This is a genomic window from Mesorhizobium sp. M3A.F.Ca.ET.175.01.1.1 (assembly GCF_004791945.1).
Taxonomy (GTDB): Bacteria; Pseudomonadota; Alphaproteobacteria; order Rhizobiales; family Rhizobiaceae; genus Mesorhizobium.
This window is the reverse complement of the sequence record NZ_SRTP01000008.1, coordinates 19399-31755: the sequence shown is the minus strand read 5'-3', so window position 1 is coordinate 31755 and position 12357 is coordinate 19399. Positions and strand designations below refer to the sequence as shown.

The following is a 12357-nucleotide window of genomic DNA, read 5'->3' as shown; positions in this document are numbered from 1 at the left end:
CGGGGTGAAGCTTTCGAGTTACCTATGGTCAGAACGGGAACTATCTGGAAGCGACACGTGGCATCTTGACGTTATTCTTTGGCGGAAGCGATACACGCGTCGCTCCGGCCGCGACTTTCCAAAGGTGCCATCTCAAGGCGGTGGCCTGCTCTGAACCAGAATTCGCAAGTAAGCTGCCGGTGGCCAATCGGACTCATTCCGCTTGAGATAGACGCATGTCCAATGTAGCAATCGACCTTACCGGCGTAACCAAATTATTCGGAAACAAGCTCGTTGTGGACGGGCTGTCCTTCACCGTTGCATCGGGAGAGTGCTTCGGTCTGCTGGGGCCGAACGGCGCAGGCAAGAGCACGATTGCGCGTATGCTCCTCGGTATGACCCGGCCTGACGCGGGTGATATAACAGTCCTCGGTCTACCAGTGCCGGCACGCAGCCGCTTGGCCCGCAAGGGCATAGGCGTGGTCCCGCAGTTCGACAATCTCGACCTGGAATTTACGGTACGCGAGAACCTGTTGGTGTTCGGGCGCTACTTCGGCATGAGTACAAGAGAGATCAACGCCGTCATCCCACGGCTCCTCGAGTTCGCTCGCCTTGAGAGCAAGGCGGATTCACGTGTCGGCCTGCTATCCGGCGGGATGAAGCGGCGCCTGACGCTGGCACGTGCTCTGATCAACGACCCCCAGTTGCTTGTGATGGATGAGCCCACGACCGGCCTCGACCCGCATGCCCGCCATCTGATCTGGGAGCGACTTCGTTTCCTGCTGGCGAGCGGAAAAACGATCATTTTGACCACCCATTTCATGGAAGAGGCTGAGCGGCTTTGTGATCGGCTGTGTGTTCTCGAGCGGGGACGCAAGATCGCCGAGGGCAGTCCTCATGCGCTGATCGACGAGTACATTGGGTGCAACGTGATCGAGATCTTCGGCGGCAATCCACAGGAGCTGATTTCGCTGATCAGACCGTACGTTCAGCGTGTCGAGGTAAGCGGCGAGACGCTCTTTTGCTATGCGCCTGAGCCGGAGGATGTGCGCATCCAGCTTCGCGGTCGAGCGGGTCTGCGTATTCTAGAGCGTCCACCCAGTCTGGAGGACGTTTTCTTGAGGTTAACCGGACGTGAGATGGAGAAGTGAGCAATGGGTGAACGTTTTGCGGCCGCTCTACCCGCCAACGCCTGGAACTGGATCGCGGTGTGGCGCCGCAATCATCTGGCATGGAAGAAGGTGGCATTTGCTTCAATGCTCGGCACCCTTGCTGATCCGATGATTTACCTTTTCGGGCTCGGCACTGGCCTTGGACTGTTGGTAGGCCGCATCGAAGGTGCATCCTACATCGCCTTTCTGGCAGCCGGCATGGTTGCGACGAGCGCGATGACAGCATCAACCTTCGAAACAATTTACGCGGTTTTCGGTCGAATGCGCGATCAGGGCACTTGGGAAGCAATCCTGCACACACAACTTACCCTCGGCGACATCGTTCTCGGTGAATTGACCTGGGCAGCCACAAAGGCCTTTCTGGCCGGTACGACAATTGCGATTGTTGCCGCCGCGCTAGGTTATGCCGCGTGGACGTCGGTTCTCTACGTGCTGCCGGTCATCGCTCTCACCGGGTTCGCCTTTGCGAGCCTGGCCATGCTCGTCATCGCGCTCGCGCCCAGTTATCACTATTTTATTTTCTATCAGACGCTTGTCATCACACCCATGCTGTTCCTTTCGGGCGCGGTTTTTCCAGTCGGCCAATTGCCAGGAGTGTTTCAGCAGATTGCGGCCTTCTCGCCGCTGGCGAATTCTATCGATCTAATCCGTCCGGTGATGCTCGGCCGCCTGGGCGACAATGTAGGGCTGCATATAGGCGCACTTTGCATGTTCGCTGTATTGCCTTTTTTTCTGTCGGCTGGACTGTTTCATCGACGACTAATGCGTTGACGCTTACCTACGCCCATCAACGAGAAGGAGGTCCGCAATGCCGGATTGCAAACTGCCCCCAGCGGCCCGGAGGCATGCGTGTGCCAGGAATCGCGAGTGGTACAACAACGCCGAAGCCGGGCGCCACCCAGCCGCTGCAGGCACGCGCCCATCTTCGCGACCACACCTCGGAGTACAGGCTGGGTGGTGAGGCGCGCGGACCCACCCGGAGCGTTCAAGCGATAGCAGCCAAGCTTCTTGTGCGCGTCCCCAGACCGTCGCGGCCATTATTTAGTTGGATACACATGCAATGACCCACAACGAACCAACTCCTGAGCCTTTTGTGATCCTTGCTATGCCAAGGACCGGAACACACTATTTAGAAGAATTGCTAAACGAGCATCCGACCGTTCTGAGTAACGGTGAGTTGCTAAACGAATATGATCCCAATTGGCCCAGCACGGATCGCCTGCTAGGCACGGATCGCGAGCTTCTTGAGCTTGCCTATGTGCGCTGCCCTATGCGCGACTACAAGAATGTGACGCATCTTGGCTGCAAGATCAATGAACCTCAGTTTCGCGAGCGTCCAGCATTCTTTGCGGAATTAGCTCGTTGGCCAGCACTCAAGGTCATCCTCGTTGTTCGCCGAAACGTATTGGAATCGCTCCGATCCTTTGTGCAGGCCAGGGAAAGCGGTCAGTGGCTGAAGTTCAGCTCGGACAACGATACCGCTCGGCCACCGAGCGTCAGGTTGTCAATCGCCGACTGTGAGGCTTATTTCAAAGCCGCCGACGATTTTCACGCTCGCGTTATGGACTCCTTCACGTCGACCAACCTGCTTGTAATGGAATACGAGAGCCTACTTCACGAACCTGCCCAATGCTTGGGAGCGGTTTGGGATTTCCTGGGCGTTCCAGCGCTTGAGCCATCAGATAACGCCATCTTGCAGCGCCAGGAAACGCGACCGCTTGATCAAACGGTGGAGAACTTTGACGAGTTGCGGATTCACTTCGCACGCGGACCTTATTCAAGATTTTTTGACCTCGGAGATTCAATGCGCTCCTACGCTTAATCGCTTGTACCGCGTGCTCTGATGGGCGTGTAGGATATCCTGCAGTTTGCGCGCATTCCGTTCCAAAACTGACAAACCAAAGTCACCAAGGCAACCGGCAGTCGATCTGCGGCGAACATCAAAGGGCACGGGCGCAAGGCGACCTGGTCAATTCCCTCTCTGATGAAGCACTTCCTCAGACGCGATCTTTGGCGAGCCTCGAGTGCAGAATTCCGGCAAGGTGGAGGGTTCCAGTGCGCAACTGCACCAATCTCGCTGGACGGGACAGGCGTCCAGTTGGCACGGCGCTTGCTCCGAGATGACAGCAGCGCTCGACCGGAGCGCAGCATGGGAGAAGGAGGAGCCCCCACCCCGATCCGGTCAGGGAGAGAGAAACGATGTTGGTTCCAAGAGTCCCCCGCGCGATCGCAGCGCCCCGCAAGCGCCATTTTGCCCGGACCTACGTGCAGGTACTTGCCGCCATGGTCCTTGGAGCCGCAATTGGCTACCTCTATCCGGAAACCGGCCAAAGCCTGAAGCCGCTCGGCGATGCCTTCATCAAAGTCATCAAGATGATTATCGCACCTGTCATCTTCCTGACAATTGCGACCGGCATTGCCGGCATGAGCGATCTGCAGAAGGTCGGCCGAGTTGCCGCCAAGGCGATGGTTTATTTCCTTACCTTCTCGACGCTTGCACTCGTTGTCGGGCTGATTGTCGCGAATATCGTTCAGCCTGGCGCCGGCCTCAACATCGATCCGGCCTCGCTCGATGTCGAAGCCGTTAAGGGCTATGTGGCCACGGCTCACGAGCAGTCCGTGACCAGCTTCCTGATGAACATCATCCCGTCAACGATTGCCAGTGCCTTCGCGGAAGGCGACATCCTGCAAGTCTTGTTCTTCTCGGTCTTGTTCGGCATTGCTCTGGCGATGACCGGAGAGACGAGCAGGCCGGTCGTTACCTTTCTCCAGGCGCTCACCGCCCCCATTTTTAAGCTCGTCGGCATTCTGATGAAGGCTGCACCCATCGGCGCCTTCGGCGCTATGGCCTTTACGATCGGCAAATACGGAATCGGTTCGGTGGCCAACCTCGCGATACTGGTCGCGACGTTCTATCTGACCGCCTTCCTCTTCGTGTTCGGGGTTCTCGGCGTGGTCTGCCGCTGCAACGGCTTCTCGATCTTTTCTCTTGTCCGCTACATCAAGGACGAGCTGCTGCTTGTCCTGGCAACGTCCTCCTCGGAGGCCGCGCTGCCCTCGCTCATGGAGAAGATGGAGAAGGCCGGCGCCGCGCGTTCGGTCGTAAGTCTCGTCATCCCTACTGGATACTCATTCAATCTGGACGGCACCAATATCTACATGACGATCGCCGCCCTCTTCATCGCGCAGGCGACGAACACAGATTTGTCAATTGCCGATCAGATCCTCCTGCTGCTAATTGCGATGCTTTCCTCGAAGGGTGCGGCAGGCGTCACCGGCGCCGGCTTCATCACATTGGCCGCTACTCTGTCTGTCGTGCCGAGTGTTCCCGTTGCCGGAATGGCTCTAATTCTTGGCGTGGACCGCTTCATGTCGGAATGCCGCGCGCTGACGAATTTAGTCGGTAATGCGGTGGCATCGCTCGTTGTCGCTCGCTGGGAAGGCGAATTGGACCAGTCCCGGATGGAAGCCGCTTTCCGCGGTTAGGGTTACATCAAACGGGCTCCCCGCAAGCAAGCAATAGCGCGACGTGTAAGTCACGGCCTTCACAGCAGTCGAATTGCCGGCCTCCAAAGAGCGCTGGAAATAGTGTACTAACGCGGAGAGTAATACAACACCATGAAGCCCCTAAGCAAACGAACGGTTCACGGAAACTCATCTGGGTCCGCATGGAGCGCTGTTCGTCGAATGCGTTATCAACCGTGGGGTGTGGTAACTATTTCAGCTTGCCGCCCCAAGCCGTCGCGGGATCGCACCGGATGACGGAGGACCGGCCGATCAGAATCGCTAGGGGAAAGCGCGTCACAATTGCCGATCTCGCCCGCGAAGCCGGAGTCAGCGTAGCAACAGTCGATCGGGTTCTGAACGTCCGCCTTCCGGTGCGAGAGGAGACCGCCCAGCGGGTCCATGCGGCCGCGCACGCGATCGGCTATCATGCTGCCGGTCTCATCAAACAGCGCTTGCAGCAGCACCTGCCGCACTACAAGCTGGGCTTCATCTTGAGAAAACCTGCCCACGATTTTTACCAAGATTTCGCTCGCAATATTGAAGAGTCGGTCAGTATGGCTAAATCCTTCCACGGCCTTCCGATCATCGAGTTCGCGCAGTCACATTTGCCGCGTGACCTGCTCCCGCTTCTTAAGGACCTTGGAAGCCGCTGCCAGGCGATCGCCATGGTGGCGGCCGATCACCCGAAAATCACAGCATCAGTCGAGGAGCTCAAGGCGAAAGGTATCCCGGTATTTTCGCTGTTATCCGACTTCGCCGATGGCGTGCGCGAGGGCTACATCGGCCTCAACAACAGCAAGGTCGGACGGACTGCCGCTTGGGTGTTTTCCAAGGCCGCAAAACGGCCCGGCAAGGTGGCGGTGTTTGTCGGAAGCCATCGCTTCCAGGCGCATGCGACGCGGGAAACGGCCTTTCGTGCCTATTTTCGTGAGAACGCGCCCAAATTCGAGGTGCTTGATCCGCTCGTGAACCTTGATGAACGGCAGCTCACTTACGAAAAATTGCTGGATCTTATGCAGCGGGAACCAGAGCTCGTCGGCTTCTATATGGCCGGCGGGGGTATAGAGGGAGCAATTTCCGCGCTCCGAGAAGAGGGGAGCGGTCAGGATCTCGTCGCGATCGTGAGTGAAATGACGCCGCAGTCACGTGGGGCGCTTGCGGATGACATCTTGACGATGGCGGTCGGCACGCCAATGCGCCGACTTTGCCAGGAGCTGATAATGGCAATGGAGCGGGCCATCAAAGCCGGCGTCGCGGAGAGCCCGGGGCAGACATTTCTGCCGTTCGACATTTATCTTCCGGAAAATATTTGACCTTGATGGATTTCTATCATGAGCGCCCATTTTCCTTTCACCGATGAAAGGAAAGCTCGATTGACTCGGCCGTCTCTGTCCGATCTGTGAACCGGCGTGGTTCCGTCTTGAAAGAAGCCGGATGCCGAAATGGCAGCCGCGCTTCATGGAAGGAAAGTCAAGCAATGCGCCAGGTATCGCCCCGCTTTGCACTCGATCACATGGCGGCGCCCCGCCTTGACGTCAGTGCGCTTTTCGCGCTTGCCCGTGACCAAGGCCTGACCGACGTCCAAATCCGTTACCCTCATTTCAGCAATCCTGTCGCACGCGGCATTCCGGCTGCGGACGTTCGGTTTGCCGCTACCGAAGCGGGCGTCACGATCATCTCTGTCAACGCCTTGCAGCGGTTCAACGACTGGACTCCAACGCGTCAGGCCGAGGCAAGCAACCTCGCCGATTATGCGACGGCGTGCGGGGCAGAGACGCTCGTGTTGGTGCCGGCCAACCGCAGCTCGTGGCCCACCAATAGCGAGCGCCAGGACAATCTTCGTTTCGCTCTAAACGAGATCAAGCCAATCCTCCAGTCGCGGGGTCTGATCGGTCTCATCGAGCCGCTGGGTTTCCGAACCTGCTCGCTTCGATCAAAGAAGGAAGCGGCCGAGGCCGTTGCCGCGGTTGATGGCCAGTCCGTCTTTCGCCTCGTGCACGACACGTTCCACCACACCCTGGCCGGGGAGACATGCCTGTTCTGCGAGCTTACCGGCCTGGTGCACATTTCAAGCGTAAACGACCCGACCTTCTGGATTTACCCCGATCGCTTTCTTGCAGGTTCCGACAATGGCAGCCAGATTCAGGCGCTGCTGGATGGCGGCTACGCGGGACCTTTCTCGTTCGAGCTGATCGAGGAAGTCCATTCTCTGGACGATCTCGCAGGCGCACTTGCCGCCAGCATCGACTTTATCCGGCGAGGGCTATTGTCGTCAAAGTAGATGGTGACAGGTGTAGTGACTATAGGTGCGCCTGAATTTTCCGAGGGTTCACAGCGGGGCAGCCATCCGAGATGCCTCCTGTATCATTATCTCCCGCATCCAGATGCTTGCCGGATCGCTATTGTGGAGGGCCGGCCATTGGAGGGTCTCGGTGAATGTGGGAAATGGCAGCGGAAGTTCGATAACCCGCAGGGGGAACGTTTTTTCGAAATGCCTGACCAGCCGTAAGGGCATGGTCGCTATACGAGCTGTGCCGGACACCATAGGTGGAATCATGCTGAAGCCCTGCACGGCGACCTCGACACGTCTCTTAAGGCCATGCTCAAGCAAAAACCATTCCTCGATAGACGGCTTCATCGTACGCCCGAACCTGACCGCGACGTGCCTCATCGACATGTATCTCTCGAATGTAAGCTGCTGTGGCAGCTGCTTGTTTGTGGGACAGCCTACGCACACGAGCTTCTCGTCAAACAGCGCAATGCTTGAATGCACACTCGACGTGAACATATCCGGTAGAATTAGAAAATCGACGTCACCGCGCCGGAGAAGCTCATCGGGGCTATCGTCGACAGGCAGCAGTTCGAAGCTGACGGCGGGGGCTTCCCGTGAAATACGCTCCACAAGCTTTTCGAAAAACACGAGCGTGACGAAATCGGAAAGAATGATCCTGAAGAGGCGATCGGCTCGAGCTGGGTCAAACGGATCCGAAGAAATAATCGAGCACTGGATGTGCTGGAGAGCGTCGCGAACTGCGGGGGCAAATGCTGCCGCACGCGGGGTTAGAAATCGTTCGCGACCTCTTATCGTAAACAGTTCATCGCGGAAATAATCGCGCAGTCGGGCGACGGCCGCACTCATGGCGGGCTGACTCAGGTTGATCCTGCGTGCCGCCGCCGAGAGATTACGCTCCGTCAGGAGTGCGTCGAGCACAACGAGGAGATTTAGATCAAGTCCTTTGAAACGCATGTCATCAGCCATCCATGGGATGGATGCCTTTAACCGAAACAAACGACTTTAACAATTTAGCATTCTTGCAATCTTTTGTCGCAAAAAGTTTATGATGGATGACGTTAAGGTCCGACATATGAGCCGCGTGATCTGCCGAAGCGAGCAATCGTTCGTACTGTGCAGGTCAGAGATTGGCAGTTTGAAACGCCGGGCCGATGGCGCCGGGCTATCAACCAGCGTCTTCGGCGGCCCCGACCTAGCTGGGCGTGGAATCTAATAGGGTGCACCTTTCCAGTCCGAGGCGACTGATGGGCGGTTTGATCCTAAGCTGCCGTGAGGCCTGTGCCAATTGTATCGGCGAGCCAATGCAGCAGTCCGGCAGCGTTTTTGAGAGCTGTTGTAGGCTCGGCCTAAGCCCATTGGCGCAAGCCTATCTGAACGAAGCGCTTGGCCTTGCCGCTATCCGGTATGTGATCTGTGGTGTCTTCTCGTCCTGCTGTTCTTGTTTTGGAACGCCCTTATGGTGAGCCCATCCGGGACGTGGGGCACCGGGAGCACAAAGGTGCAGGCAGGCCGTCAATAGACCGTGGGCTGAGAGCCCGAGCTCGTTACATGGCCGCCCCTGGCGACTTTCCCGGATGCGCTGCGAGCGCGGATCAGTAGATGTCGTGTTGCCCGCCAGCTCCCGTCTTTGACCGAGCCAAGAAGGAGGAACGGGCATGCTTATCATCGGACTGGATATTCACCGCGCCTTCGCCGAAGCAGTGGCATGGGAGGAGGGCAGGCTCAGGCGACTCGGCCGCGTCGACATGCGGCGCGATCTGCTGGCGGCGTTCGCCGCGAAGCTGTCGCCGAACGATGTCGGGGTGATCGAGGCCACCGGCAGCGCGACGTCCGCTGCAGCTGTGATTGCGCCGCATGTGAAGAAGGTGGGGATCGCCAAGCCGAAACAGGTGTTTATCGTTGCCTATGCCAAGATCAAAACGACGATCGACGCCGACGTTCTTGCGCAGCTCTATGCCAGCGGCTTCTTGCCAGAAGTCTGGATTGCGGACGAGCCGACGCAGGCTCTGCGTCGACAGGTGACACGGCGCAATCAGATTGTCCGACAGAGATCTCGATTGAAGAGCGTCATCCAGTCGATCCTTCATAGCCACCTGATCCGTCCTGCCCGCATGCCGACCTGTGCGGCGCCAAGGGTCGGACCTGGTAATCGAGCAGGTCGTACCGCAGGACGAGCGCCTCGCGATCGATGGGCATCTGCGCGAGTTCGACCGATTGGGCGAAGACCTCCAGGTCATCGAACGCGATCTTGTCCGCTCGGCTCTCGAGGATGAAGGCGTGAAGCGGCTGATGACCATTCCCGGCGTCGACATCACCGTCGCGCTGGCGATGAAGGGCGGCGATCGGCGACGTGTCGCGCTTCGACGATCCGCAGAAGCTCGTGACCTATCTCGGGTTGAACCCAAGCGTCCAGCAGTCCGGCCAGGTCCGGCCTACCATGGGCGGATCACCAAGCAGGGCCGTGGTCATGCGCGCGGCATGCTCGTCGAGGCGGCCTGGGCGGCCGCTCGTGCTCCCGGACCGTTGCGAGCCTTCTCCCTGCGGCGTGCGAGCCCGGCGCGGACAGCATGTCGCGGCCGTGGCAACCGCACGCAAACTCTCTGTCGTGATCTGTCATCTGTTGAGAAGGGCGAGAGTTACGCGTAGGCTCGACCCTCCCTGCATGCCAAGAAGCTTGCGCGATGTGGAACTCAAGGCCGGGAGCAAGGCTGTGCGCGGCCAAAAGGGAGCGCACGCCTACAACATAAAGAGCCACCGGGAAGAAGAGCGCCGCTGGGTGGAGCAGGCCGAGGGCGCCTATGCACGCCTCGTCGCCGGTTGGAACCCACGAGGTCCGAAGAGGGTAGGCACGGATGCCGCAAACCGGGCGCCCAGCTTGGCATAAGGGCTACGTGGCCTCAGGAAGCGTCGTCGCCAATGCAGACCATGGACGAATTCCCAGCCGATGCCGAGATGCCGGTCGACCGTGCCTGTCGCCGTCCGGTGATGCGATGCCCCCGAGCGGATGAGTTCGCCCCGGATGCTCCCGGTCACGACGCACGGGTTCGGGTTCCAAGGCGCTCAGTTTTGTTCGCGCCCAATCGGTGTAGGACGCGGCAGAAAATACGAGCGTGACGAAATCGGGAAGAATGATCCTGAAGCGGCGATTCGGTAGAGCCGGGTCAAACTATCCGACGAAATAAACGAGCACTGGATGGGCGGGAGAGCGTCGCGAACTGGAGGGCAAGAGCTCCCGGACGCAGCGTTAAGTTTGAATACCTCCGCGGACATGGTCGCGAGCTTATCGCGCAAATAATCGAGCAGCCGAGCGCCGGCCGCACTCATGACCGGCTGGGCTCGGTTAATCCTGCATGCCGCGCCCATGAGGTTGCGCTCTGTCGGGAGTGCGTCGAGCACAACGACGAGATGTAGTTCACGATCTTTGAAACGCGTGGTCAACTATCCAAAGTGTGGATGCCTTTCATCGAAACAAACGATTTCATCAATGTTCTGGAATCCTGCATGGGCAGAAGCACCTGACGCACACCGATGCCCCCACTGCCTCATGGCGTGGCGAGCGTCTTAAGAAACCGCCCGAAAGGAGATTTTTCATGCGCTCTACCGGGCAGTGGAGTGCTGGGAAAGGGAGTTGCAACTGACCGGGTCCGACTTCTTCCGAGCCTATGGACAGACTGGGAGACGCGCACGGTGTAGCGGCTCACATCGTCATACTGCACCTACGCCACACACCGGCCGGACCTGATCCGGCTTTATGAGCATTGGGCTTTGTCAGTTGCCCAAGCGTGATGGCTTTCGCGACGCGGCGCGCCTCAGGAACTGAGCCGCGTCCAGGTCGAAACGCGGGAAAGAAAGACAGGAAACAGAATGGCCGATCAATTCGCAACGGACGTCATTGCCCTGATCAAGAAACGCGCCGAGTCGGAGAGCGGTGAGGGAATGCCTACGTCATTCGTCGGCGAGATAACAATCGCCACGGAACTGGACGCGCTCGGGTTTGATTCGCTGGGTTTGGCGGACGTCCTCTGGGATGTGGAGCAGGCCTACGGCATCAAGATCGACATGAACACGGCCTATGCCTGGTCCAATCTCAAGAATGTCGGCGACGTCGTGGAAGCCGTCCGCGGCTTGCTTGCGAAGGAGGCTTGAATGGACAGGCGCGTCGTTATCACCGGAGTGGGCGGCCTGTGCGGACTGGGCACCGACGCCGCCTCTATGTGGAAAGAGATGCGCGAAGGCCGCTCCGCCATCGGCCCGATCGCCAATTCCGAGCTTCATGACCTGGAGGGCATGACCGGCGCTGAGATCAAGGCGCTGCCCCAGCACGACATCAACCGGGGGCATCTCATCTCCATGGACCGCTTCAGCTTGCTCGCCGTGCTTGCAGCGCGCGAAGCCATGCGGCAGGCCGGACTTTCCTGGGACGAGGGGAATGCCCATCGCTTCGGCGCGACAGTGGGCGTCGGATTTACCGGTTCATACGCAACAGAACAAACTTACCGCTCACTGCTTTTGGGTAGCGCAATCCGTGCTGAACTCTTCACTGGAGTAAAGGTGATGCCCAGCGCCGCTTCCGTCCATCTTAGCTTGAGCCTCGGCTTGCGCGGGCCGGTCTTCGGGGTGACCTCCGCATGTGCCTCGGCCAACCATGCGATCGCCTCGGCGGTGGACCAGATCAAGCTGGGCCGGGCCGACGTAATGGTTTCCGGAGGCAGCGACGCACCCTTCGCATGGGGCGTGCTGAAAGCATGGGAAGCAATGCGCGTGCTTTCACCCGATACCTGCCGGCCCTTCTCCGCCGATAGGAAGGGCCTGGTGCTGGGCGAGGGTGCGGGCATGGCCGTGCTGGAAAGCTACGAGCATGCCACGAGGCGTGGTGCCACAATTCTTGCCGAGATCGCCGGCGTCGGCCTTTCCGCCGATGCCTTCCACATTGCCGCGCCATCTGTCGAGGGGCCAGCGTCGGCGATGCGCGCCTGCCTTGCCGATGCCGGGCTGAATGCCGAGGACGTCGACTACCTCAACGCGCACGGCACCGGTACCAAAAGCAATGATCAGACTGAAACGGCGGCGATCAAGCGTGTGTTTGGAAACCACGCTTATTCGATGTCCATCTCTTCCACCAAGTCCACGCACGCGCATTGCCTCGGCGCAGCGAGCGCGCTTGAAATGATCGCCTGCGTGATGGCAATCCAAGAGGACGTCGTGCCGCCGACCGCCAACTATCGCGAGCCAGATCCCGCTTGCGACCTCGACATCACACCCAATGTGCCGCGCGAGCGCAAGGTGCGCGTCGCCATGAGCAACGCCTTCGCCATGGGCGGTACGAACGCAGTTCTGGCATTCAGGCAGGTGTAGAAGCCATGCAAGACGCCTCATTTGAGGTCACCTGTCGTATCTAGCTGCTTG

The 12357-nt window shown here is 58.9% G+C and carries 10 protein-coding genes and 1 pseudogene; 10 read left to right on the top strand and 1 reads right to left on the bottom strand.

Translation table 11 applies throughout. The annotated features are described in order from the left end of the window. Positions 1 to 215: 215 nt before the first annotated feature. The 6 genes from nodI to EN818_RS18840 all read left to right on the top strand — a co-directional run bounded on the left by nodI (position 216) and on the right by EN818_RS18840 (position 6939). Complete coding sequence (nodI, locus tag EN818_RS18865) at positions 216 to 1130, top strand: nodulation factor ABC transporter ATP-binding protein NodI (protein ID WP_024505873.1); 915 nt, start codon at positions 216 to 218, stop codon at positions 1128 to 1130. Positions 1131 to 1133: 3 nt separating this feature from the next. Next, complete coding sequence (locus EN818_RS18860) at positions 1134 to 1922, top strand: ABC transporter permease (RefSeq protein WP_029356621.1); 789 nt, start codon at positions 1134 to 1136, stop codon at positions 1920 to 1922. Between the two features lie 289 nt (positions 1923 to 2211). Continuing rightward, positions 2212 to 2973, top strand: a complete 762-nt coding sequence (locus EN818_RS18855; RefSeq protein ID WP_024505871.1) for a sulfotransferase — start codon at positions 2212 to 2214, stop codon at positions 2971 to 2973. 377 nt (positions 2974 to 3350) lie between these two features. After that, positions 3351 to 4637, top strand: coding sequence for a dicarboxylate/amino acid:cation symporter (locus EN818_RS18850; protein WP_126063813.1), 1287 nt, complete (start codon positions 3351 to 3353; stop codon positions 4635 to 4637). A gap of 272 nt (positions 4638 to 4909) precedes the next feature. Next, a complete protein-coding gene (locus tag EN818_RS18845) occupies positions 4910 to 5971 on the top strand; it encodes a LacI family DNA-binding transcriptional regulator (RefSeq protein WP_024505889.1) in 1062 nt (353 codons plus the stop codon). A gap of 164 nt (positions 5972 to 6135) precedes the next feature. Next, on the top strand, positions 6136 to 6939 hold the full coding sequence (locus EN818_RS18840; RefSeq protein ID WP_024505888.1) for a TIM barrel protein: 804 nt from the start codon (positions 6136 to 6138) through the stop codon (positions 6937 to 6939). 48 nt (positions 6940 to 6987) lie between these two features. Here the strand turns inward: EN818_RS18840 and EN818_RS18835 are convergent, their stop codons facing one another. Continuing rightward, a complete protein-coding gene (locus EN818_RS18835; RefSeq protein ID WP_024505887.1) occupies positions 6988 to 7905 on the bottom strand; it encodes a LysR family transcriptional regulator in 918 nt (305 codons plus the stop codon). A 701-nt stretch (positions 7906 to 8606) separates the two neighbouring features. On the opposite strand from EN818_RS18835, the pseudogene EN818_RS34455 reads away from it, so the two are divergent. From EN818_RS34455 to EN818_RS18820, 4 genes and pseudogenes are all read left to right on the top strand, one after another. Then, positions 8607 to 8981 (top strand): annotated as a pseudogene (locus EN818_RS34455) (IS110 family transposase); the annotation flags it as partial. Between the two features lie 91 nt (positions 8982 to 9072). Continuing rightward, a complete protein-coding gene (locus tag EN818_RS34450) occupies positions 9073 to 9597 on the top strand; it encodes a transposase (protein ID WP_245265439.1) in 525 nt (174 codons plus the stop codon). A 1218-nt stretch (positions 9598 to 10815) separates the two neighbouring features. After that, entirely contained in the window at positions 10816 to 11097 is a 282-nt protein-coding gene (locus tag EN818_RS18825; RefSeq protein WP_135906538.1) for an acyl carrier protein, read from the top strand. Beyond that, on the top strand, positions 11098 to 12306 hold the full coding sequence (locus EN818_RS18820; protein WP_127231680.1) for a beta-ketoacyl-[acyl-carrier-protein] synthase family protein: 1209 nt from the start codon (positions 11098 to 11100) through the stop codon (positions 12304 to 12306). Positions 12307 to 12357 lie beyond the last annotated feature (51 nt).